Raw genomic sequence first — 22965 nt, 5'->3', positions numbered from 1 at the left:
GATAAACTTCAATTAAACCTAGAGAAAAAGGCTGCCTCAGCAACCTTCCTTATTGAAGTAAAGCAAACGTTTAGTTTAAGAAGGATATTTTCTTGTATCCAATCATAATGCGATGCCATTTTTTTAACATCTTACATATTTGCGTTTAAAACCAAGCCTTCCTTTATCGACTTCTTTTTGAATAATTTCGTAAGCATTTAGAAAACTGCTTTTTTTCTTGTCCCGTTTGACTTCTACTGTTCCTATTGCCTTTGCAGTCTCGACTGCCTTTTCATGGAGCGGCAAATATGAAATCCCCACGGTGTATAGAAAATTATTCATGGCGGATTTCGTTCGTTCTGGCGAATCGTGAATCGTATTCTTCACACTATCAAGCATATTGGAAATCTTGCTTTCTGTAAATTCAACGTCAAGCCGATTCCCTAAAAGCCAGCAGTAGCAACTCCAGCCCGCCGACATTCTCAGCTCTTCACCGCTTGCAATCCATTTATCAGCAACTTCTTGTGCAATATCCGACTCTGCTAAAGTTACGGCCACTACAAAATCGGACAGCATATAAAAATACGCTGCATCCATCCAACGATCATAATCCGACTCAGTCATGGCTTTTGGATCTGCAATAATGCCTGCAAAGTACATAGCATCGTAGTTCCCCGTCGAATAAAGCTCTTCAGCTAAATGGTGACTTATTTTTATTTTCTTTGCGATTGGTTTCATAGCGCCTGTAGCCACGCCAAAAAGCGGCTCATGCGCACCATTGGATATGTATATTTTTTTAGTTCGTTCCTTGCCAAGGGCTTCAAGTTCCTGCATAACCATCTCTAAATTCATCGCTTAGCACTTCCTTCTTTTCGGAGTTTTCCCCCTAATATTTTGCCCATCAAATATATCACCATTATCCTATAACAAACTGCCATTTGTCAGCTTGGCCATACATACCATTGTACTCAATCCACGTTCAGTACATCCAAAAAGTTATGGCCTTATAGCCTTTTTAAAAAAAGGCTGTTTTCGCATACTTTGTTGCTATTTACCACGTAAAGCGGTGTGATTGATTTCCCCTCCAGATGCTCGATTTCCGCGGGCGGGCGGTGAGCATCCTCGGCGTAAACGCCTGTGGGGTCTCACCTGTCCCGCTGCTCCCGCAGGAGTCTCGCACTTGCGCTCCAATCAAACTTAAATCGTTTAGTTTTTAAAAACAACAATCTTTGCGAAAAGAGCCTAAAAAAAGGCCATACCCTTAGTTTAAAGGAATATGGCTGGTGATATAGAGTTACTTTCATTATGGAAAGCGTATTGCGTTAATATCGGCATTTATTGCACTTGAAGAGGTTACATTTGATGCTACTGTATAAGCGATTCTAATTTCATATGTTGAAGTTCCAGTAATAGCGGCAGTATTTACATTAGTAGATGCAACAGGAAATCTTGACGTACCTGCAGCAGTTATACTTCTTTGAACGGAACGTGTATCAACTAAAGTCCCATTACGATATAGCCTAGTTTGAAAGGTGAAATTTGAGTTGGCCGTTGTGATCACATCAATTGATACCGCATAGTCCACTTTAACGTTCTGGCCAATAATAGTTGGTACATTCATTGTAACCACTGACGTTTCGGTTCCAGTAGTTGTGAGAGCGACTGGACCATCCACTTCTGCAAAAGTTAATTGAGGAGTTGCTCCGGTGGATCCTGTCGCACCCGTGACTCCTGTTGCTCCTGTTGCTCCCGTGGCTCCTGTCGCTCCGGCGGCTCCGGTGGCTCCCGTGGATCCTGTTGCTCCGGTTGCTCCGGTTGCTCCTGCTGCTCCGGTGGATCCTGTCGCTCCCGTGACTCCTGCAGCTCCCGTGGCTCCTGTTGCTCCCGTGGATCCCGTCGCTCCTGTCGCTCCGGTGGATCCGGCGGCTCCTGTTGCTCCGGTGGTTCCCGTGACTCCTGTCGCTCCCGTGGATCCGGCGGCTCCCGTGGTTCCCGTGGATCCTGTCGCTCCCGTGGATCCTGTTGCCCCTGGATCTCCTGTAGCTCCCGTGACTCCTGTTACTCCTGTTGCTCCTGTTGCTCCCGCTGCACCTGTTGCTCCCGTCGCTCCGGTTGCACCCGTTGCTCCTGTTGCTCCCGTGGCTCCTGGATCTCCCGTGGCTCCCGTTACTCCTGTTGCGCCTGTTGCTCCTGGATCTCCCATGGCTCCAGTGGCTCCTGTCGCTCCGGTGGCTCCTGGATCTCCCATGGCTCCAGTGGCGCCTGTTGCTCCTGGATCTCCCGTGGCTCCCGTGGCTCCCGTGGCTCCAGTGGCTCCTGTCGCTCCGGTTGCTCCTGGATCTCCCATGGCTCCAGTGGCGCCTGTTGCTCCTGGATCTCCCGTTGCACCCGCTGCTCCGGTGGCGCCTGTTGCCCCTGGATCTCCCGTTGCTCCCGTGGCTCCGGTAGCTCCGGTGGCGCCTGTAATTCCACTAGCTGATACATTAAAGCTCTCTGGGCCAACACGCGTTACATCCGTATCAACTGAACCAGTAATGTTACGAACAAAAGCTGTATATTCTAAATATCCTGAACCTTTGGGGACATTGTAATCAGAAGCTGAAAATGCGTACTCTTGAGGTCCGACCTCAGAGCCATTAACAACAATAGTCTTAATACCGCTAAAAATTGTATTAACATTAGGATTGGTCCCTCTAACAATTATAATTTCAATAAAATGTGCAGGAACACTGGCTTCTGGATTTACTTTTAAGGTGATGATCCCGTCAAATTGAATACGAATCATTGAAGTGGGAATTGCTTCGCTAACATTAAGACCAACCTGTCCAAAAAGTTGGTAATCAGACGAAGTGGGAATGTTAATGGAGTTGGCATAGGAAGCATTTTGAGATGTTATTCCATCAAAGAATTCTGGCATACTTTGTTTCACCCTCTAAACGTTTTTTCCATATACTAGGTGTTTTATTTTGGCGTTAGAACCTTATAATACTTTATGAAATGTACAACAACTGTGAAACGGCACAAACCCTTTATCGTTGTTAAATATCCAGTGTTCTACAAAAAAGGTATAATATTAGTCTGTATTCTTTGTTTAATCTAAGGATGATCAATATTTTTATAGAGCTATTGTCCCCCCTTAAATGAATAAGGGTATTTTTCTGGGATTTCTGTAAAGCAAAAAAACTGAAAACCACATTAAGCAGTTTCAGTTTCCATTAGTAATCAAACGGAGTAAAACCTTTAAGCAGACGTGTTTCTTCTTCTTTTCCCGTATTCCGCATGGCCAGTGGAATCATCTCCAATTTTACGTTTAAAAGACCCAAAATTAACTTTTCGAGAAGCAAAAAAAGCTAATTCCCTGGCGTTCAAGGGATTAGCTTTTTTCCTTTTTTTCGATACTCTGAAAGTAATTGCGATTATAGAGGACAGAAGGGTGATCAGGCAAGTATTCAGCAGCCAACTCATTATGTCTTTTTGACTCTTCTAGCTTGCCGATGCGGTCAAAACATACGCAAAGCTGAATATGCGGCAGCCATGTATAACAATTCCGCTCGATAAAAGGGCTTTTTGTTTCTGGTATTTCTATTTGTGTTGCTAGATTGTACCAGAATATCGAGCGTTCATATTCATGTTGCTCCATATGGATGTATCCGAGCCGACAGCAGATTTCCCCTCTTGGTGTATCGTACTCGAAAGACTTTAGACAGCACTGGACTGCTGAACCCCAATCTTTTAATTGTATATGGCAGTCCGCCAACTTGCCGCATGCTTGAATGTTATCCTCGCTCCATCCTTTACCCTCATCAAGAAATTTACGATACCACTTGATGGCTTCATCATATAAACCATGGTCATTGCATTCATTTGCATAGTAATATTTGTCGCGCGGTGAAAAATCAATTCCTGATTGAAGGGCCTTCTTGTAAATTCTCAAATTACGATCATTAAAGCTTTTTTCCTTTTTATGATGAATGGCAATATCCGATTGAAATGTGAGTCCGGTTACTTCAAGATACTCATGAACGAATCCTATCCATTGGAAGTTCTTTTCCCGTTTTACAAGACGGTTCCGCCTGGAACTGAAGCTGGGGTTCCCATTCCCATCAAAAGAAAGATGATAAAACATCATGACAGAATCGAAGTGGGGAGGTAACTCTTTTTTCAGGTTTGAAAATTTCTCCTTATTCTCTTCTGTTAAAATATCATCCGCATCAAGCCAGAATATATATTCTTTTGTCGCTTTGGAAAAAGCGAAGTTTCTCGCAGCCGAAAAGTCATCGATCCAGTCAAAATCATAAACATGATCAGTGAAGGTTGAGGCAATTTGTTTCGTGTTATCTTTTGATCCTGTATCAATGATAATAATTTCATCAACTAATTCCCTAACTGAAGCAAGACAGTTAGAAAGTGAATCTTCTTCATCCCTTACAATCATGCATAAACTAATTGAAATCCCGCCCATTAAATCACCTCCAGTAACAGCATATTAGATTCTGCCTGTAATAATGTCTGGAGATAGGGGAAGTATGATTTAATTAATCCAAGACATGACAAGGAAAATCGTCAAGTGCAGGAAATTTAAGATCTTTTTTTTGCAAACACATCTTTTGTTACCATTCCGTTGCTGAAGGACTCTAATTTATTAGTAAACACCAAATATATATCTAGCATTTTCATATACTGAACTCACCTCAGTAGTTATCTTTCCTAATTCCAGTTTTTCAGGTGTACTCGCTCAATTGCTAATCAACTAACCTGCCCTGTTAGTTTTTATTTTCTTTTGGAACGCATACCCTTAAGTTTTGTAATGTCGACTTGATTCAGCAATTGGTTATACATTTCACTTTTAGCATCATATATGGCGATTTTCCCTTGATTATTATAATGAATTCCCCATCCATAATTTTTCACTAACGGAGAAGCCCTGAAGCAAGCTTTGGATTTTGAAAAGAACTGTTCTCGAAGTTCCGCTGCATTTTCCTCTTCTATTTGATTCTTGATTAAGTATGATTTGAATTGTACGTCTTCTTGTGTAAATTTATATGGGTTATTATTAATTAATTCATGCTCAATATAAGCAATTGTGGGTTTTTCGTTTTTGATGACAGGTACTTTTGCTGAAGTAACTTTTGAATCCTCTGAAATGGTAATAAGTGTGTTCTTATAACTCATATAACAACCTCCTTATTTAGCAACGTGATTTTTATATACCATATTATACCATTATTCACTTCCGGTATCCGATCCGTTAGTTACATAAAAAGGCTGCCTCAGCAACCTTTTTTATTGAAGATATCTGAACAAAGAAGATTTAGTTTAATTTACCTTTTAAATCCACCTTCTGCATGAATAACCTGCCCTGTAATCCAATCTGCTTCATCGCTCACTAAAAACTTAATAGTTTTTGCAACATCCCCCGGTTTTCCTATTCTGCCGAAAGGAAACATCGGTTTTAATTTACTTTTTATTTCCGCTGTCATCCAACCTGTATCAGTTGGTCCTGGATTTATTGCATTAACCGTTATTCCTAAAGGGGCGAGTTCAGCCGACAAAGTGATGGTTAGAGCATCAACTGCTCCTTTTGTTGTTGCATAAGCTAATTCGCCAGGCATCGGTCCTTTTGACTGACCTGATGTAATGTTGATAATTCTTCCGCCTGATTTCTTATCAAACCTTTGAGCAAATTTACTGCTTAATAGTGTCGTTGCACGAACATTTACCATGTAATGTTTATCTAATTCTACGGCAGTCAAATTTGAAAAATCATTGTTAGTTGAGTATGCTGCGTTATTAATCAAGATATCAGGATGACCAAGTTGTTCAGAAACTTCATTTATAAGTTGTTCAGGTGCATCATATAAAGTTAAATCCAACTCCATACATGATACCTTAACCCCCTTTTTTATTAATTCTTCTTTTAATTTCATAGGCTCATCTGATTCAATACTCCAAGGCATTTTTTTATCATATGCCGTCCAATAAGTAAAAAATATATCGTAACCCGCTTCGGCTAACTCCTTACAAATAGCAGCCCCAATCCCCTTAAGCCGGCTTACTCCCGTAATAATGGCAATTTTCCCTTTTACTTGGCCCATTATAACCCTCCATTTCAACAGTAAATTTAAGTTATACTTGCCCTTTTGCCGCATAAAGAAAAAGCTATCTTAATGACAGCTCCGATTTTTAGCTAACGTTAGTTTTTAAGGTTTATTCAGGTCAAATCTTGCTATTTCTTGATTTTCAATTGTTACAACTAAAAAAGCATCCAATGCATGCTTCTTAAGTTCATCTAATTTATCTTTTGAAGGTACAAGTAGTGGAACTTGGGAATTTTCTTCACTTACTCCTAAATCGTAGTCAAGAGTATACTCACCCTTTTCGTCAGGCTTAAGAACTGATAAGAAGGAATGACCGAACCCTACACCACTCCCGTTATACTCTTCGGGATCATAAATATTGAAGCCTATCACGTCTTCTGACACCGCTCTCAATTTGTCTTTAGGCTCAATCTTAAGTTCAATTCCTTTATCAACTTCTTCAATACCAGCTGTTTTATTACCTGTATTTTCAATGGTGAATTTATAAAATAAAGCTGTCGGGACCAGCTCATCTCCCTTTCTTTCTCCTTCAGTTATCCCAATTGAACCAAGTAAACTTTTATCTTTAACAATATCAACATTCGCATCTACTAGTTCTATAGAAGGATTTGATGAACAGGCTGATAAAAAGGATAAAACAATAAATAGGCTAATAAAAAGAAAACATTTCCTCAAGTAATCACCTCTAATTTAACAATACCATAATTTACCTATTATTCAAGCGGATTCCTTGTAGAATTTTATTGCCGCTTACTTTCTTTAAAAATGATTAATTTCATCAATACATAAGAAAAAGGCTGCCTCAGCAACCCCCTAATAGAAATAAAGCAACCAGTTAAGTTTGTTTTGTTTTACCGAAAATAAAAACGGCTCTTTTGAAAACCTCATACCCTTTCAAGAGGTGTATGAGGTAAAGGAGGTAATTGAATTCTAACCACGTCCCCTGGGTGAACCTCACCGCTTTCCAAAACTATGCTCATTATTCCTGCTTTGCGTATCAAGTTCCCATGCTTATCCCGGTCTAAAACAGCATTCATCAGTCCTGATTTAAATTGATCGATTTGGGCACATGGATTTCGTAAGCCTGTTACTTTAATAACCGCTGTTTCCCCAATATATAGTAATGAATCCTTCGGTAATTCAAGCAGATCGATACCTTTTGTGGTGATATTTTCACCCATTTGACCAGCTTTAACATTAAACCTATCTTTCAATTCATCTAATAATTCTGAGTGTATTAGATGAACTTGCCGCAGGTTAGGTTGATTTGGGTTAGCCGCTACACGTGAACGATGCTTTACGGTTTTACCTAAATGGGCATCTCCTTCAACGCCCAAACCTTTCAACAGCTTTATACTCGTGCAATTTTCCTTACTGAATGTGTGTTTATCACTTTTACTAACAGCTATTACTACTCCACTGGCCGAGCCGATTTTTTCGTCATTCATTTTCATTCATCTCCCCCTTATTCTTATAGTTTGATATATTTGTTCAAATATCCTGCCCAGTTAGTTCCATAATAAAAAGGCTGCTGCAGCAACCTCCATTAGTTAGCTCAATAAGAAGCTTATTTAACTTCTACCTATTTACATCAATGATCTTTTAATAATTTCCATGCTTTTAAGATCCTTTGGACGAAGTGTCCTTCCTGTTCCTTGTTCGTAAACTTTTTTTTCTTCAAGTAATTGGTATGGGTTTAAAACATTCATTGATATACCTCGTAAATTATAAGGTTCCATTGGCAAGGCATCTTTCCTCCATACCCATTCTGGAAATCCGTTAGCGACTATATCGCCATTATCCGAATACCTAACAAATACAAAACTCACATCGACATTGTTCTTGAGGAAATCGGTTTGAAACTCGCTGACTGGCATTAGTTGAAAACCATCATTAACAAGCGCCTGTTCCAAATGCTCACGATGCTGTATCCAAGTAACTAAATCAATATCAGAATGTGACCGAGTGATCTTTCCAAGAAGAAAATCTATCGCCCATCCGCCTCGTAGCCAAAGGTCAATATTAAGTGATAAGCAAATTTCATTTAATTCACGAATTATTTTTAATTGTGACTTGCTTATATCCTTTTCTTCGGTACCATTCTTATAATCCATCCTCATACACACCCTTTATGTACTAAGATTTTAAGTATTTCCTTATTCTGCATACGTATTGCAATAACCTTTTTTATGCATGAAAAAGGCTGCCTTAAAGCCAGTTCTGACCTTAAGCCAACACATAAAAATATAAATACGATGGCCGAATGGAAGCACGGATGCGATAAAGGCAGGGAATTTAGTATATTTGTACAAGCATGTTTTTTTTCATCTCATATATATAGTAGATAAAGGAGTGATATATATATGAAATCTTGTCAAAATATATTATGCCGCCATAACCCATTCTGCGGTCATAATTCATTCAGCGAGGATAAATCATTCTGCTGTCATAAAGGAATGGATAAGAGTCATAAAACAACATTACAGCCAATCGGACAAGCATGTCAGACTCGACGAGAAATAAGTGAGTTTTTAAGGACTTCTATCATAGGTTCAATCATTGGATTCACTACAACCGCTGAACCATTTACACCTATATTTGTAGAGTTACGAAGTTTTGATGCTGTTACCGGACAAGTGATAGTTAATGACAGGGCAATGGGTAATTTCACCATTAGCCTTTCATCCATTTGTTCCGTTAAAACTATTTGTTCCGTTACAACGCCACGGATATTTAATGTTTAAAAAGACTTTATAGAGAAAACTCCCCAAAGGGAGATAGGGGTCAGGAAGTTCCAAATTTCTACACATACTGAAACCCTTTCACATTCTCCCCTATTCCATGCAGGTAAAAAAAGACAATTATTTAATTAATTGTCTTTTTTCTCTTATTGTACTGTCATACATGCATCGCCCCCTTCTATTTCGTGGGGGATCTCTACTGATGACCGGTCTATGCTTTACTTCATTCCAAATATGTTTACTGAAACTAATTCACCTTACTTAGAAAAACCATCTACTAGTGAAGTTGCCCATTTTTTTTATTATTCTACGAACCTGCCGCTATAGTTAAAAATATAGTTTAAGTTCGGACCTTAAACCCTTAACTTCTTTGGAATTGTCAATCCCACTACTAATTGCATATTGAACGACAAAAAAGAGAATAACTAAACCAACAAAGCCGTAAAAAATTGAAATATAATCCCCATAATTTTAGCTCTCCCAATGGTACCATAAATTGGTAACTACAGTTGAACTTTTAACATATCTCTTATTCAAAAGCATGTTCAACAGTAAAAAGTTCGTAAAAGTGTACTTTTACGAACAGGTTTTCCTCGATTTACCGACATTATTTTTAATGCAATATTGTATGAATGGGGCAGTTTTTAGTGAGGATTGTCTACGACAGAACGTGCTTGAGTTTACTTTTTAATCACACCGAAATTTCTTTTGATATGTGTTTTGAAGCGTTGGGAACTTTTCGGGCCTCATAATTAATCATATCTGAAGAATACACCGCGATGCTAACAATTCCTCCTTGTGTTGTAGCTCGTAGGAGGATAGGTTGATTGTACTTGTTTTTAAAGCTAAAATCAGGACCATCCCAGCTTACTGTAGCATCCCGCCCAGATGGAACATAAGGAACGCTCCTAGAATGGGAATAGCGTTGAATAATTTGCAATCCTGCATTGTCGATAGCGTTAAACAGGGTGGATGACACCTGACAGATTCCTCCACCGATCCCTTCAGAAAACTCTCCTTCGACTATAACCCGAGCGAGCATATATCCTTTGTCTCCTGTCCTCTGGCCAACGACTTGGTTAAAAGAAAACGTCTCTCCTGGAAACACGACATAATTATTAATCGCTTTTGTTGCAAGTAAGATATTATTTGAACGATTTTTATTGTTCGGATTAAAATAGGTTGTATATTCACCTATTTTTTTCACACGTATCTGAGCAAGCAATTCGATGTCAACTTTTGGATAAATGGCAAGTAAAGGCACTTCCATTTTGTATGCTTTACTACTATACAAAAAGGAATAAAATTGCTCATTAAACGCCTGATGGTAAAGCTTATAACCTACCCGCCCAGGTAGCATATTACCATATTTATCGATAGTGGCATTTACAGGTTTTTGGTACACTTGGCGGTCTATTTTTTCGATAAACCGATTGTATTTTTCCAAGTCCATCATAGGAACATTTAGTGAGGGCATAGTAACATCAGCACGGTTGACAGTGGCAATGGTTTGCCCGTGTTGAGTTACCGATAAGCTTTCAGAGATATTCACTTGTTGAACGAATAGTAAAATTCCGGCAATCCATGTTAATCTCATTTGAATGCTCCCCCCACACTAATATAGTTAGGATTAATCATTGCATGTATCCCTTTATTTTAAGTCTTCATGGAGCGAATCTTGATCAATGAACCAGCGATCAGTCAAACTTTCCCTTCGGATCATAAAATGCATTACCTTTTTTTCTTTGCCTTCTCTCTTCTTATTAATAGCTACTTGAACGGGTACATCCACGAGAAATAGCCCATTTAGTTGTTCCGGCGGTTGTCTTAAAGGCTCAACCACTCCAAAATATGTAATATCTTCAACAAGTTCATTGACAGTTTTAGGATATCCTGGATTTGATAAGGTCATTGCTAATAATTTATGATTTCCTTGGTTAACGGCAATGGTAAAAATACGTATAAGTTCATAAGGACTTATCGTTTGTATATAATCATCAAGCTTACCAGCCGCTTTCAATACCATTAATTTATGAGAAAGATCTTCGTTTTTCAAACGATGCGTAATGCTTCCAGAGAAATGAACACAGAAATGACCTGAAAAACCGTTTTGAAGAGCACCGGCACCATGTGGCATTCCGTGCATGGATGCAGCAATCATTTGATTATTGATTAATACAATAATGGCTCTTCTATTCCAACTCCATTTATTATTATAAATTTTCTTCATGATTTGAGTATCTTCTTTGGTTAGTGGCTGTACATCGGCATGATGGCTGCCTGCTCTTCGCTGAACCTTAAATGATAAACCCGTTTCAATATCAATAATGGTGAAAATAGTTTTATTAGGAATAATGTTGTTCACGATTTCCCATGGCAACATCTCAATTTTAAAGCTTATTGGTCCTTCTTCATCTTCCCATTCCGTTGCATGGGCCGGGTGATCGACCATGAAGACAAGTATAAAAATAGCGATAATCACTTGATAAAATTTATGGTTTTTCATTTGGTATCTCCCACATTTTTTCTTATTATTTCAGAACATTATCAGTAGAATACCTTTGAAAATTTGGAAATTAAACTCCTCCTTGTTACACAGGGTTTGGGGGAATCATAAAAAGACCACCAAAAAAAAACCCCTGGACGGCCAAAGGGGTTTCTCCATTTATGACAAAGTTTTTTCATTTTCCTGTTCCTTAATGAATGAACTAACGCAACCTTTAATTGAACATGAGTGCCGTGTATGTTGTAAATTAAGTTCTCATTATATGTATTCGATGTCGAAATGAGGGGATATTAATTCCATGCTTTTTAAATCCCATTCAAAAGTAAGTATCGCTGATTGTTTTGATTTATGTGTTAGAAGGGGTACACCATTTTTTATGATCATGCTTTCTGCATCCCAAAAACGGACAGTTTTGTCTTCGCCAGTACGATTACAAACAATTACAGGCAATCCTGTTTCTAATGACCTTTGTTCCCATTCTCCCTCTGGACCATGTAATCCGGGACCCCAGGAAGATGGTGCAATTAATATTTTTGCTCCTTTTTCAAATAAGTTGTTAGCAATATCTTTGTGATATGCGTCAGCACATATCATAATACCAACCTCGACATTGTTTGTTTTTATTGGCTCTATTACATCCCCGGAAGCTGACCAATCATCAATAACACTGATTTTTCTCTGTTTCCCTAATAAATGACCGTTTTTATCTATGACAAACACAGAATTATACAGCTCTCCGTTACTGCCTTTTTCGGGGCAACCCAAAAATACAGTGCTTTTCAAATTCTTTAGTTTATGGCTCAAATCACTCATCCAAGAATCAGGCTGCCTGTTAATCCATCCAGTGCCAATCTTATGATTGAATTGAAGTCCGCTGACACATAGTTCGGGTGTTATAATCCATTCGGCATTTTTATTTGATGCAATATGAATGGCTTGTTCAATTAGTTTTTGGTTATACTCCACATCACCAGCGATAGGCAATAGGTGTAATAAAGATATTTTAATTTTCCCCATAGTGATCTCCCAAACATCAACTTATTTTAATGGCCATGCTTGTCATGATTGTAGCATAGACATTGATTGGCTTGTTCGACTAATCTTCCTCGATAGATTTTGCCATTTGCTGATGTGGAATATATCACACATTTACCACAATATTCTCCGTTGCAGGGGCTGTTTGTTGTATCATCAAGAAATTGAAGTGGAAGGAGTAGAGATGAGGAATTTTGGATGTTAAACAGGAGTTTATACTTATTTCTATTTCAGGTGTTTTTAGCGTTGTTATGTTAATTAGTAAGTGAAAAACATAAAAAGGGCACTCCCTAAAAGGGAGCGCTTCCATGTTATATAAAGCTATTGGACTTTCATTATATCATGAGTCACTATTCAAATAAAAGTAATTAATGATAAATTTAGTCATTTTTAATATATTTTTACATCTGAAAAAGACTTGGGTAGAAGTACTTTTCTGCTTTTGCATTAATGAAGTCACGGGAAAACCACTCCAATTTAATTCAGTATCATCAAAAGACCGTCCAGTCTTTGTAAATCGGACGGTCTTACGAATAATAGAATGAAATTTTAATATCCTTCGTGAGGGAAAATATTCATTTAGCCATACCAGCTTTATTTATCACTTCCTTCGCTGCCTGCAATGCGGATTCATAATCTGGGTGATCCGTGACCTCGGGTACATATTCCACATACTTAATAGTTCCTTCTTGATTTATTACAAATACTGCCCTGCATTCCAGTCGTTGTTCTTTCATATACGTTCCATATGCAGTACCAAATGACAAATCAAAATGGTCGGAGAGAATGGTTATAGCTTCCACATTACTCTCTTTACACCATCTTGCTTGAGCAAAGGGAAGGTCTGCGCTGATGGCCAACACTGCTACATCATCACCCATTTTGCTTGCTTCTTCATTTAAGAGCTTTGTTTGTAAATCACATACACCCGTATCAAGCGAAGGAACAGTCGTGATGATGCATGTCTTATTTTTATAGTCTGTTAAATGTGCTTTACGGCGGTCATTTGTTAATAGTGCAAAGTCAGGAGCCTTATCCCCTACCCTTAGTTCAGGACCAATTAAGGTCACTGGATTACCGCCTAAAGTCACTACACCAGTACGCTCATATGCCAAATTGAACCCTCCAACTCCCTTACTAATTTACTAACTTCCTCGGTAGGTGCTATATCCTCCTGGAGCAACAAGCAGAGGAACATGATAATGTTCTTCATTACTTCTTATTCCAAAACGAAGTGGGACCTTATTTAAAAATGGCCTTATATAAGGATCATTCGCTCCATCATTGAAATATTCCCCAACATAAAAGACAAGCTCATACTCCCCTGGTTTGAGATCATCCCCTTGAAGTAGCGGATCATCCACTCTCCCATCTTTGTTTGTACAGACTTCTTTAATGAAAGAATGGTCTCCCTGTTCTGCAATGGTCCAGAGTTCTATCTTCATCCCTTTTGCCGGCAGGCCTTTAGACAGGTCTAAAACATGTGTGGTCAGCTTACTGTCCATTATCGGGAAACCCCTACAGTTGAATCAGCTGCCTTTTTTTGTTTAACGTCTTCTTGTGTAACGACAAAGCCTTGGAAGCCAAAAGGAGGACGAGGTTCCTGATAAACACTTCCTTCCGAATTTGGAATAGTATCTACAACTGTTTCCCAGGTACGATTATTAGTTTTAAATTGAACATTTGCCAGCTGAGGGAAACGTTCCAGAATCCTGATGCCAATATGATAAATGAGCTGCTGAATCGAACGGTTATTCAGTTCATGGAACACTGTGTTTGCAATATCACTAATTTGTTCTGCTGCTACATATTTTTCTGGATTTGTTCCAGTGGCATCCTCCCAGCGGCTATATTCCCAATCGAAATCCAAGTAGATAAATAGTGGACGATCTTGAGCTTCTGGCAGTGTGGTGTATTCATCTTGAATAAATCCATAAAAAGAGCTTCCTTTAACCTTGATTAACTGGACATCAACTATTCCACTTGAATGCTTGACGATTTTGCTTCCAGTAGGTGTCCTTTTCACTTCGATTGTAGTGGTAGCCCTCTCATTTCTGGAACATCGAAACACAACATCACTATTTTCATGTCCTTCCCCTTTTGGAACAAGTACATGATCGAAGGGAACTTCATTTGCTGTCAATTCTACTGCATCTATGTGGCTATACTTATCAAGGAAGACTTCACATAAGAACTTTAAAAATCCTTCCGCCGTATTTCCTTGATAATTGGCGGCCTGGCGATGAATGATGTTTTTCATGGAATCCGTTGCAATCACCAAGCTATTATCTCCTTCCGTAAAAGAAGATAAGAAAGCTTCCCCTTTCAGAGAAATCTGGCAATTAAATCCAAAAATAGTGTTATCTCTTTCTGTGAAACCTGATTCCGGTATTTTCCTCAAACCTGTAAGAGGCTGTACAAAAGTCCTATATACAAATACATCCCCTTTACCGTAATACATCGTTCTGTTTTCATTTTGAACTGTCATATTATTCCTCCTCCTATTTAATAAAATCAGATAATCTGTGGCTAGCAATTAAGTGGATTTGCTTGATCGCTTCCTTAAGTTCATTTGGCTGATCCAAACCAATCCTTCTTTTCATCTCTGCCTTTATCAACGTTTTATCGCTGCCACGGACAGCAAATATGAACGGAAATCCAAACTTTTCTTTATACTGATTATTTAACGCATGAAATTCTTCATATTCATCCGGAGAAAGCGAATTCAAACCGGCTGCGGATTGTTCTTTAACTGATGCTTCAGCCATATCAATCCGGGCTGCCAAGTCCGGGTGAGACTTGATTAATTGGAGCTGTTCCGAAAGTGAGGCATTCTGCACAACTATTTCCATTTTCTTTTTTAGGTCCTCTAAGGAAATGAATGGCTTGTAATCCCATGAACGCTCTGCAATCCATGGAGAATGTTCATATACCCATCCTAACTTTTGGATGAATTCCACCTTGTTCAACTCATTTATGCTATTAAGGTCAGATATCAATACTGGCCCTCCCTTCTTCGGATTATTTTTATAATTCAAAACATTCTTAACTTAATTGAATTATATACGTGTGTTTATTTATAGGTCATTAGCTGAAAAAGCTAATATTTTTCCAAACCCTTTGTGCTTACCGCACTCACCTTTAAAGAACAGTCTATCCTTATAGCTTAGCTTTAGTTGCTAATATTCATAAAATTAGTTAAATTAGAAAAAAAGGCACAGCGAAGGGGGCCTATCATGCTTTTAACGGTGACTGATGCATTAAAATTACCACAGATAAAACAATGCCAAGTGGTTGCTGGCATTCAGGGACTTAATAGAGAAATAGAATCAATCAATAGTTTTGATGCTCCTGATGTGCTTTCCTGGCTGAAGCCAAATGAATTGATTCTAACAACAGGATACTTATTTCAAGATAATCCGCAACAATTAGACCAATTCGTAATCGAATTAGCAAAAATGAATTGTTCAGGATTGTTCATCAAACTGGAAGAAATTTCACAAACTACTATCAGCATCGCCAATATGGCCAATTTGCCTATTCTCAGAATCCCCACTGAGTTTTCGCTATCAGATATCATGTCTCCCCTACTTCGTGAAATTGTAACGAGACAGAATGAACAAAAAGAGTCGAGTTATAGTATTGAAGATATTTCAGGAGTTGGTGCCGAAAATATAAGTTACGGGATTTTAGGGATGACGGAGTTTAAATCCAGCTTCCCTAAAATTACTGGAGGATACATATGTACTGTTTTACCTTTAACGCTGCAATGGAATCAAAGGAATGATTCCATTGCTTATAAACAGCTCATCAAGACAATTGAAACATTAACCGAGCAATATAAAATCGATAAGCTCATAAGGAATATCAAGGGCAGTCTAGTTATCATTTATCTGGATACCATCCCCCTAGGGAACACCCACTTTTATTCACAAGTCACCCAGATAAGCCAACAAATTATCTCCACTTTAGCTAAACACCTGCCAATGGAACTTTCGCTGGGAGTCGGTAACTATCATACAGGTATTAATAACCTAGCTAATAGCTTACAGGAAGCTTTACAATCTATTGATTTGGGAAAACGATTGAACCCAGGAAAGGAAATTTACAGCTACAAAGAAATAATAACATTTAAAATTTTGCAGTATGCTCCAAAAAATATGCTCATGGATATTGTTATAAGTAATTTAGCACCGCTGAAGGACCATGACGATGAAACCCAGTCTGACCTTATCAAAACCTTGGAGGCATATTTGCAATGCAATCTTCGACCTGCTGAAACGGCCAGAAAAATGGGGGTACATCGAAACACTATCCATTTTCGAATAAAAAGCATAAAAAAACTATTGGGAATGGACTTAAGCAATGATGATCTGTTCACTTTAAAACTTGCCCTATATGCCAAACGTCTACTGGATGACCGATAAGAAATAGTCCATACCATATGAAAAACTGCCAGAGAAGCCTAATTCCCTGGCAGTTTTTTCTAAGTTCAGTAACACTTGATCCCCGATTCCTTCAAATCCTGCTTCCTTTACCTAGTCATGTGATAATAACTTCGCGGCTTTTATACTAAACTGCAATTTAAAAGCAATATCCCTCGATTTTAAATCAACTCCCAATAATTCCTCAATTCTAGACAAACGGAACTTTACAGTATTTCGATGAACAAACAAAGCGCGTGCCGCATCTTCTATTCTCCCTCTTGAAAATAGATATGTTTCCAGCGTTTTTAACAACTCCCCCTCATTTTCCCTATCATATACAATAATCGGTTGAATCATGGATAGCACGTATTGAGTTATTGCATCCTTAGGGATTTGATTTATTAAATCTTCAACTTCAATGCTTGCGTAATCATTGATGTTAGTCGGGTTGACCCTCGAGCCAAGTTGAATAGCCTTTTTAGCTTCAATATACCCTTCTTTCATATTGTAGATTTCTTTTTTCACCTTGCTTAACCCCATGGATGGTGAAGTGCCAGGATTATCTTCGGATATAAGACCTTCTAAAACGCCGGCAATTCTTTGAGCCTGCAGAAGTAGGTGTTCATCAGTCACCATTCCTTTTCCTTGTAGGATAATCAATTGACCATCGAAGTCGATATTCCAATACATAAAATCTTTTTTTTCCGTTTGGTTTAATTTCTCCAACATTCTACCAATTGGAAAGAATGAATCCCCTTCTTCTTTCGTTTCATTTATTAAGAGCAGAATATATGGCTTATCGGGATTAAAGCCAAATTCCTGTAATTGGGGGATAAAAGATGAACTCCTATTTTCCCCATTCAAAAGAGAATGAAAAACTTCAAAACTTCCTTTTCCATTGTTTTTCACTTTTTCCTTATTAACAAGTTCATATGTAAAGCTGAATAATAAGTCGGATAAAGGCATTTCATAAGGAATCTCCAGTAATGGAAAATTGTGCTTATTCGCTTCTTCTACCATTCCAGGAGGGATCGTAGAAAGAAACCTCTTAATCTTGATAGCTAATCCAGCACTTCCTCTTTTCGACAATTCCCTAACAAGATTGATTTGAGCATTCAGGTCATCTTTAAACACATAACCAGTTGTCAGTAGGAGTTCCCCTCGTTTAATCCATGATATATCCGGATGATCCATTATACTTACTGAATTAATTACCCGAGCTAACCCTTGATTTCCTCCAATAACTTCCACTTGGTTTAGGGCAGGAAGCTTCAAAGCTTTTTCGATCGTTAAATACATATTTCTCCCCCTATTCTTCTTAATTATAAACAGAATGCACTTGAAAGAATATTCATATTTTTCCAAAAAATAGTCTTGATTTAGCATTATGGCGGTGATAATATAAAAACAGATTAATTTTGTAAATGCAGTTTCTTAATAAGCAACAACAAAACCGACCATAGGGAAGCGTTTACAAAATCACAAGGAGGCGATTTCATTAAATTCACATAATTAGAAGGCTCTTACTAATTAAAAGGGGGCAATCATGGAAAATTTGAGCAAAGTAAACACGCTATTGTTAGGTTTACAGCATGTTTGTGTAATGTATGGAGGAGCGGTGGCTGTGCCACTAATCGTCGGTCCTGCAATCGGCTTGACACAAGAACAGATCATATACCTGATCTCGTTTGATTTACTCGCATGTGGGATAGTCACCTTGCTTCAAGTTATTGGCGGTAAAGGATTTGGTATAAGGTTACCTGCCTTGATGGCTGTTTCTTTTATCGTGGTTGAGCCAGTAATAGCTATAGGAACAGTCCATGGTATAACCGGGGTTTTAGGCGCAGTTATGGTATCTGGAATAATTGTTGCTATTTTATCAGGAGTAATTGGTAAATTAATACCCTTTTTCCCACCAATTGTTGCAGGGTCCGTCATTTTAATTATAGGCGTATCATTAATGCCGGTTGCCATGAAAAATGCAGCGGGTGGAAGCGGTTCCCCCACCTTTGGAGATCCTATGAATCTAATGCTAGCTTGTTTTACACTACTGTGTTTCCTTCTGTTGAATACACTTACTAAAGGTTTCTTGAAAGCGGTTTCAGTTCTTTTCGCCATGGTTCTTGGTACTATATTGGCTGGTTTCTTAGGTATGGTCGATACCTCTGGCTTTACAGAGGCCAGCTGGTTTACAATGGTGACTCCTTTCTATTTTGGGGTACCCACCTTCGACTTTTCATCTATTATCACTATGACAATCATATCTTTGATCATTGCTGTTGAAAGCATAGGCGTCTTTTTGACTCTCGGGGAAGTATGCGGGAAGGAAATAACCGAAAAAGATGTGGAAAAGGGGCTCCGGGCAGAAGGAATTGGGAGCTTCATAAGTGGTATCTTCAACTCTTTTAACCATTCTACCTTCTCACAAAATGTTGGCTTGGTCCTGCTGACAAAGGTAACTCAGCGCTCGGTAGTAGTCACGGCAGGTTGTATTCTAATCATTCTAGCTTTTGTGCCTAAGGTTGCCGGTCTTACGACGATGATCCCTTTACCCGTTCTGGGTGGGGCTATGATACCAATGTTTGGAATGCTTCTATCTGCAGCATTGGGGATGGTAGCCAAAGCTGATTTGAGCAAACCTTCCAATCAATTGACGATTGCACTTGGAATAGGAGTCGGTCTAGCAATCAAGGGGGTCCCTGAAGCATTCGATAAATTCCCTGAAACAGTCCAATTAATATGTGGAAATGGAGTAGTAATGGGTACAATAACTCTAGTTGTGTTAAATGCCCTCCTGAATGGAAAATCAAATCCATCGATTACACACCATCATTCCATACCCGATATTCAACCAAGTATAAGCCAGAATATTAATATACACCCTTAGAAAGTAGCGGACAAGGCAAGTCTCTAAGGGTGTATAGTTGGCTAAATTCTCCAACAGTTTTAATTATAACCTTATTCAGATAATTTTCAAACAAATAATGCAAGCACCTTGTAACAGCCTATTTAATAGGTAAGCACGGTGCTTTTTTTTACTCAATTTTAGGGTAAAGCCTGATGGCTTTTCGACTTGTTTCATTTGAAAAACTTCTCGAGAAAAATGTGGAAAACGACCTTTTTTTGAGTCTATATTCAAGGGGTCCCTTAAATTGTCATTTTTTTATAAAGGCTGATTTCGTAAGATTGCTTTTCAGGAGGAGTGTCATTGACAAATTTGTTGCATAAAGTTGAAACTTGGGGTGGATCTGGAGAGCTTTAAGGTTAACTTGCTTAGCAAATAGGGGGAGTAGGGGCGGGTCCTGCAAATGTATCCTCGCCAATCATTTCGTTTTTCGTATCCTTTAGAAATTGTTCACATAAATGTGATCCCTGCAGCACCAGTGACAAGTCTGTTTAAGTAAAAGCAACTCCAGTATAGTGTAATCCATGTTCATATAACTCTTGATTGGTCTAAACAGTCATTTTTTCCAAACTTCAAGTATATCAGATCCTACTCGATCCCATTTATATAAAGTAAGGGCAAGTTCCCTGCCTCGTTCGCCCATTTTTTCCATTAGTGATCTGTTTGATAGAATTTCTGTAATCTTATCTGTAAAACATCCGGGATCTTCTGGATTCTCTACTACAAGCCCATTTTCTCTTATACGAATGACCTCTGGGTTTCCGCCTCTTGCCGTTGTTACGATTGGAAGCCCTGCACCCATCGCTTCATAATGGACGCGTGCAAGCGGTTCTTGCCATATTGATGTACACACGAATAAATCAGCGGCAGCAAACCAATTTTGTATTTCACTAGGCGAAACAAAACCAGTTGAAACAACTGGGATAGGCAGCTTTTTTGCCAATGCTCTTACATAAGCTACATAATCAGTTACATCATTTTGGCTGAACCATTTGCTTCCGACAATCACTAAAGCTAAATTCTTAAATTTACTTGAAAGCTCAGGTAATGCCCGGATTAGCCTATCGACGCCTTTATTATTGGATAGTCTTCCTGCAAATAATATGACCGTTTTGTTTTCAAGACCATTTGCTTTACGTAATTCATTACGAATTCCTTGCATTTTCGAGTGACTGCCGGGTAGAAATCGATTGGTGTCTACACCAGAATAGATTGTGCGAATCTTTGATGAAGCTTGTGGATATAAGTCTTTGATGACATTGCCTATATAATCACTGACAGTTACAATATTGGTAACTTCTTCAATGGCCGCTTTTGCTTCTTCCGGATTGATTTTCTCTGGATTAAACATATCATTATGCATACTGAGGATAATTTTTGAATTAGGTGCCGCTTTTCGGACAGGAAGGACTAGTCGAGGTCGATTGAATATATGAATTAGATCGAAATGATTTGCTTGAAGATAGCTAATAACCTCTTCTCGATATACTTCGAATATTTTTCCTGGTACACGTACATAACGGTTTCCATCAATCGTTTCTTGATCAGGGAGTGATGGGTCATTAATTCCCAAAACCGTAATATCATGGACTTTACTTAAATATGGCAGGGTGCCTGATATATAGGTTTGGATGGCACCACCTAGTACTGGAGGAACCGGAAGCTTTTCGGTACAAATCATTAAAATTTTCATGTTTGTTCTATTCCCTTCCAATCATCTTTAATTTCTTCTAAAACTGGCCATTTTGTCTGATCGGTATCAACAATTGTTTGAATCATGGCTGTTGTTTGATCATTTAGAAATAATTCAGGTTCATATACTACTTCTTTAACATTCTTGTAAAATTCATTTGGACCAGATAAATCGATCATTAAGATATCATATAGTTGCGATGAAATTGGATTTGCCTCGTGATAGGACTTGATCATTTCTCTTACCCAAGTTACATCCCATCTATATAAATCTGCCATTGTGCCGGTAATCAGTTTTCTCAAATCGCGAATGGGAAGGTCATAAGCAACACCGTCAAGGTCAATAATCCACATTCCATTAGCTCCCATTTGACCATTTGACCAGCCATAATCTTGATGCACTAATCCCCAATATTCATTTCCTTGTTGTGCTAACTCTAAATAGCTTGATTCATTTAATTTTTCCAAGCTTCTTTTTGCTTGTTCTTCAAATTGATCTAAAACATTCAGCAAGTGGGGGCTTGCAGGCATTTCTTCATATGCATTAGCAATGTTTCGAAACCAATCCATTTTGTTAATGACTTTTTCATAAGTCGCTGGCCATTTATATAATCTGGATGCAACTTCAGCTTGTTGAGGCGGAACATACCCTTTGCTTAAAAGGTGGAATTCGCCGAGAGCATTACAAAGGTGTTTGGCTCCTTCCAAATCTTTTGTTACAGGTGCCAATGATTCGATCCACTCAGCGACGAACCATAACTTCCCTCCAGCCTCAACATAATCATTTCCATCTTTCGTTTTCACGATGGGCGGTACTCTTGCTTCCTTAACATTGACTAAATATTCTTGAGCCCCCAAGCTAAACATACTTCTTGTAGGTCTTCTGTGTAAAAGCTTTAAACTCTTTGGCCCTGAACTTGTTTCCATTTTCCATATAGAGCCGCCTTTATCTGGTTTTGTTGTAACAACATGCATGTTCTGAACGGAGAAATCGTAATGTTCAAGAACTTCCAATGCCATTTTTTCAATATATTCAGGAACAAAAAACTCATGAGTAAGTTCATCTTCTTCCCAAGGCACAATTATTGCTTTCTCCATGAAAACCCCTCCTGTAATATATATAAAAGTATTTTCCGCCAAAATAAGGGTAAGGTCACGACAGATTCATTATGTTCCAATCTGGTTGTATCCATATACAAGCATAGTTTTATACTCTAATGTTGAATACTGTTCTTTATTAAATATCCGTGATTAGTCAAACACCGCTGGAGCAGTCATACTTTTTATTAAACTATGTGGGAAAAAAACTTTTGTATCAGACAATTCACCCAAATTGTTAGGTAATTGGGTTCTAGTGCAGTTATGACACGTTAGGATCATCAAATGGAATATAAGCTACTCTAAATCATTCATCGATGAATTCACTCTCGCCATGGACAATTCAATTGAATATATAAAAGCATGTTTTGACCAAACTTTTAAAACATGCTTTACCTTTTTTATCATGGCTGTTTTCGCATTCTTTGTTCCTATTTACCAAGTAAAGCGGTGTGGTTGATTTCCCCCTCAGATGCTTGCTTTC

General features: G+C 38.5%; 20 protein-coding genes and 1 pseudogene. 3 read left to right on the top strand and 18 right to left on the bottom strand.

The window, feature by feature from the left end; all coding sequences use genetic code 11:
* Positions 1–123: 123 nt before the first annotated feature.
* The 8 genes from N0M92_RS26165 to N0M92_RS26130 all read right to left on the bottom strand — a co-directional run bounded on the left by N0M92_RS26165 (position 124) and on the right by N0M92_RS26130 (position 8191).
* Positions 124–831, bottom strand: coding sequence for a DNA alkylation repair protein (locus tag N0M92_RS26165; RefSeq protein ID WP_260288552.1), 708 nt, complete (start codon positions 829–831; stop codon positions 124–126).
* A 451-nt stretch (positions 832–1282) separates the two neighbouring features.
* Positions 1283–2896: a hypothetical protein gene (locus N0M92_RS26160; protein ID WP_260288551.1), complete on the bottom strand. Its 1614-nt coding sequence runs from the start codon at positions 2894–2896 to the stop codon at positions 1283–1285.
* A gap of 456 nt (positions 2897–3352) precedes the next feature.
* A complete protein-coding gene (locus N0M92_RS26155) occupies positions 3353–4441 on the bottom strand; it encodes a tetratricopeptide repeat-containing glycosyltransferase family 2 protein (protein WP_260288550.1) in 1089 nt (362 codons plus the stop codon).
* A gap of 308 nt (positions 4442–4749) precedes the next feature.
* On the bottom strand, positions 4750–5151 hold the full coding sequence (locus N0M92_RS26150; protein WP_260288549.1) for a DUF6157 family protein: 402 nt from the start codon (positions 5149–5151) through the stop codon (positions 4750–4752).
* Between the two features lie 149 nt (positions 5152–5300).
* Positions 5301–6074, bottom strand: coding sequence for an SDR family oxidoreductase (locus N0M92_RS26145; protein ID WP_260288548.1), 774 nt, complete (start codon positions 6072–6074; stop codon positions 5301–5303).
* 105 nt (positions 6075–6179) lie between these two features.
* Entirely contained in the window at positions 6180–6752 is a 573-nt protein-coding gene (locus tag N0M92_RS26140) for a hypothetical protein (protein ID WP_260288547.1), read from the bottom strand.
* Positions 6753–6961: 209 nt separating this feature from the next.
* Positions 6962–7525: an MOSC domain-containing protein gene (locus N0M92_RS26135; RefSeq protein ID WP_260288565.1), complete on the bottom strand. Its 564-nt coding sequence runs from the start codon at positions 7523–7525 to the stop codon at positions 6962–6964.
* A 138-nt stretch (positions 7526–7663) separates the two neighbouring features.
* The gene (locus N0M92_RS26130) at positions 7664–8191 is read right to left on the bottom strand and encodes a nucleotidyltransferase domain-containing protein (RefSeq protein ID WP_260288546.1); all 528 of its coding nucleotides are present in this window, start codon (positions 8189–8191) and stop codon (positions 7664–7666) included.
* Between the two features lie 249 nt (positions 8192–8440).
* On the opposite strand from N0M92_RS26130, the gene N0M92_RS26125 reads away from it, so the two are divergent.
* On the top strand, positions 8441–8821 hold the full coding sequence (locus N0M92_RS26125; RefSeq protein WP_260288545.1) for a hypothetical protein: 381 nt from the start codon (positions 8441–8443) through the stop codon (positions 8819–8821).
* 688 nt (positions 8822–9509) lie between these two features.
* Here N0M92_RS26125 and N0M92_RS26120 read toward each other — a convergent pair.
* From N0M92_RS26120 to uraD, 7 genes are all read right to left on the bottom strand, one after another.
* Complete coding sequence (locus N0M92_RS26120) at positions 9510–10415, bottom strand: VanW family protein (protein ID WP_260288544.1); 906 nt, start codon at positions 10413–10415, stop codon at positions 9510–9512.
* Positions 10416–10469: 54 nt separating this feature from the next.
* Entirely contained in the window at positions 10470–11324 is an 855-nt protein-coding gene (locus tag N0M92_RS26115) for a hypothetical protein (protein ID WP_260288543.1), read from the bottom strand.
* A 258-nt stretch (positions 11325–11582) separates the two neighbouring features.
* Positions 11583–12341, bottom strand: a complete 759-nt coding sequence (locus tag N0M92_RS26110) for a carbon-nitrogen hydrolase family protein (RefSeq protein WP_260288542.1) — start codon at positions 12339–12341, stop codon at positions 11583–11585.
* Between the two features lie 593 nt (positions 12342–12934).
* Complete coding sequence (gene tpx, locus N0M92_RS26105; protein ID WP_260288541.1) at positions 12935–13474, bottom strand: thiol peroxidase; 540 nt, start codon at positions 13472–13474, stop codon at positions 12935–12937.
* 30 nt (positions 13475–13504) lie between these two features.
* Positions 13505–13864: a hydroxyisourate hydrolase gene (gene uraH / locus N0M92_RS26100; RefSeq protein ID WP_260288540.1), complete on the bottom strand. Its 360-nt coding sequence runs from the start codon at positions 13862–13864 to the stop codon at positions 13505–13507.
* Positions 13864–14847, bottom strand: a complete 984-nt coding sequence (gene pucL / locus N0M92_RS26095; protein ID WP_260288539.1) for a factor-independent urate hydroxylase — start codon at positions 14845–14847, stop codon at positions 13864–13866. The genes uraH and pucL overlap by 1 nt, the downstream gene beginning before the upstream one ends.
* A gap of 13 nt (positions 14848–14860) precedes the next feature.
* On the bottom strand, positions 14861–15358 hold the full coding sequence (gene uraD / locus N0M92_RS26090; protein ID WP_260288538.1) for a 2-oxo-4-hydroxy-4-carboxy-5-ureidoimidazoline decarboxylase: 498 nt from the start codon (positions 15356–15358) through the stop codon (positions 14861–14863).
* 237 nt (positions 15359–15595) lie between these two features.
* Here uraD and N0M92_RS26085 point away from each other — a divergent pair, with 237 nt between their 5' ends.
* Entirely contained in the window at positions 15596–16786 is a 1191-nt protein-coding gene (locus N0M92_RS26085; RefSeq protein ID WP_260288537.1) for a PucR family transcriptional regulator, read from the top strand.
* A gap of 111 nt (positions 16787–16897) precedes the next feature.
* On the opposite strand, the gene N0M92_RS26080 is transcribed toward N0M92_RS26085, so the two are convergent.
* A complete protein-coding gene (locus N0M92_RS26080; RefSeq protein WP_260288536.1) occupies positions 16898–18085 on the bottom strand; it encodes a PucR family transcriptional regulator in 1188 nt (395 codons plus the stop codon).
* Positions 18086–18332: 247 nt separating this feature from the next.
* Between N0M92_RS26080 and N0M92_RS26075 the strand changes: the two genes are divergently transcribed.
* Complete coding sequence (locus N0M92_RS26075; RefSeq protein WP_260288535.1) at positions 18333–19673, top strand: nucleobase:cation symporter-2 family protein; 1341 nt, start codon at positions 18333–18335, stop codon at positions 19671–19673.
* 577 nt (positions 19674–20250) lie between these two features.
* On the opposite strand, the pseudogene N0M92_RS26070 reads toward N0M92_RS26075, so the two are convergent.
* Both N0M92_RS26070 and N0M92_RS26065 read right to left on the bottom strand, forming a co-directional pair.
* Positions 20251–21384 (bottom strand): annotated as a pseudogene (locus N0M92_RS26070) (glycosyltransferase family 4 protein); the annotation flags it as partial.
* Positions 21381–22481 (bottom strand): CotS family spore coat protein, encoded by a 1101-nt coding sequence (locus N0M92_RS26065; RefSeq protein ID WP_260288533.1) that lies wholly within the window; start codon positions 22479–22481, stop codon positions 21381–21383. The pseudogene N0M92_RS26070 and the gene N0M92_RS26065, both read right to left, overlap by 4 nt.
* Positions 22482–22965: the final 484 nt, after the last annotated feature.

Origin of the sequence: Peribacillus aracenensis (genome assembly GCF_025175645.1) — a bacterium.
GTDB lineage: Bacteria > Bacillota > Bacilli > Bacillales > DSM-1321 > Peribacillus > Peribacillus aracenensis.
The sequence above is the reverse complement of the archived record's forward strand: the minus strand, read 5'-3'. Positions and strand labels throughout refer to the sequence as shown.

Excerpts from the sequence above, each read along its gene's own strand:
- N0M92_RS26165 (WP_260288552.1), bottom strand. The coding sequence starts at position 831 with ATGAATTTAGAGATGGTTATGCAGGAACTTGAAGCCCTTGGCAAGGAA.
- N0M92_RS26160 (WP_260288551.1), bottom strand. The coding sequence starts at position 2,896 with ATGCCAGAATTCTTTGATGGAATAACATCTCAAAATGCTTCCTATGCC.
- N0M92_RS26155 (WP_260288550.1), bottom strand. The coding sequence starts at position 4,441 with ATGGGCGGGATTTCAATTAGTTTATGCATGATTGTAAGGGATGAAGAA.
- N0M92_RS26150 (WP_260288549.1), bottom strand. The coding sequence starts at position 5,151 with ATGAGTTATAAGAACACACTTATTACCATTTCAGAGGATTCAAAAGTT.
- N0M92_RS26145 (WP_260288548.1), bottom strand. The coding sequence starts at position 6,074 with ATGGGCCAAGTAAAAGGGAAAATTGCCATTATTACGGGAGTAAGCCGG.
- N0M92_RS26135 (WP_260288565.1), bottom strand. The coding sequence starts at position 7,525 with ATGAATGACGAAAAAATCGGCTCGGCCAGTGGAGTAGTAATAGCTGTT.
- N0M92_RS26130 (WP_260288546.1), bottom strand. The coding sequence starts at position 8,191 with ATGGATTATAAGAATGGTACCGAAGAAAAGGATATAAGCAAGTCACAA.
- N0M92_RS26125 (WP_260288545.1), top strand. The coding sequence starts at position 8,441 with ATGAAATCTTGTCAAAATATATTATGCCGCCATAACCCATTCTGCGGT.
- N0M92_RS26120 (WP_260288544.1), bottom strand. The coding sequence starts at position 10,415 with ATGAGATTAACATGGATTGCCGGAATTTTACTATTCGTTCAACAAGTG.
- N0M92_RS26115 (WP_260288543.1), bottom strand. The coding sequence starts at position 11,324 with ATGAAAAACCATAAATTTTATCAAGTGATTATCGCTATTTTTATACTT.
- N0M92_RS26110 (WP_260288542.1), bottom strand. The coding sequence starts at position 12,341 with ATGGGGAAAATTAAAATATCTTTATTACACCTATTGCCTATCGCTGGT.
- uraH (WP_260288540.1), bottom strand. The coding sequence starts at position 13,864 with ATGGACAGTAAGCTGACCACACATGTTTTAGACCTGTCTAAAGGCCTG.
- pucL (WP_260288539.1), bottom strand. The coding sequence starts at position 14,847 with ATGACAGTTCAAAATGAAAACAGAACGATGTATTACGGTAAAGGGGAT.
- N0M92_RS26085 (WP_260288537.1), top strand. The coding sequence starts at position 15,596 with ATGCTTTTAACGGTGACTGATGCATTAAAATTACCACAGATAAAACAA.
- N0M92_RS26080 (WP_260288536.1), bottom strand. The coding sequence starts at position 18,085 with ATGTATTTAACGATCGAAAAAGCTTTGAAGCTTCCTGCCCTAAACCAA.
- N0M92_RS26075 (WP_260288535.1), top strand. The coding sequence starts at position 18,333 with ATGGAAAATTTGAGCAAAGTAAACACGCTATTGTTAGGTTTACAGCAT.
- N0M92_RS26065 (WP_260288533.1), bottom strand. The coding sequence starts at position 22,481 with ATGGAGAAAGCAATAATTGTGCCTTGGGAAGAAGATGAACTTACTCAT.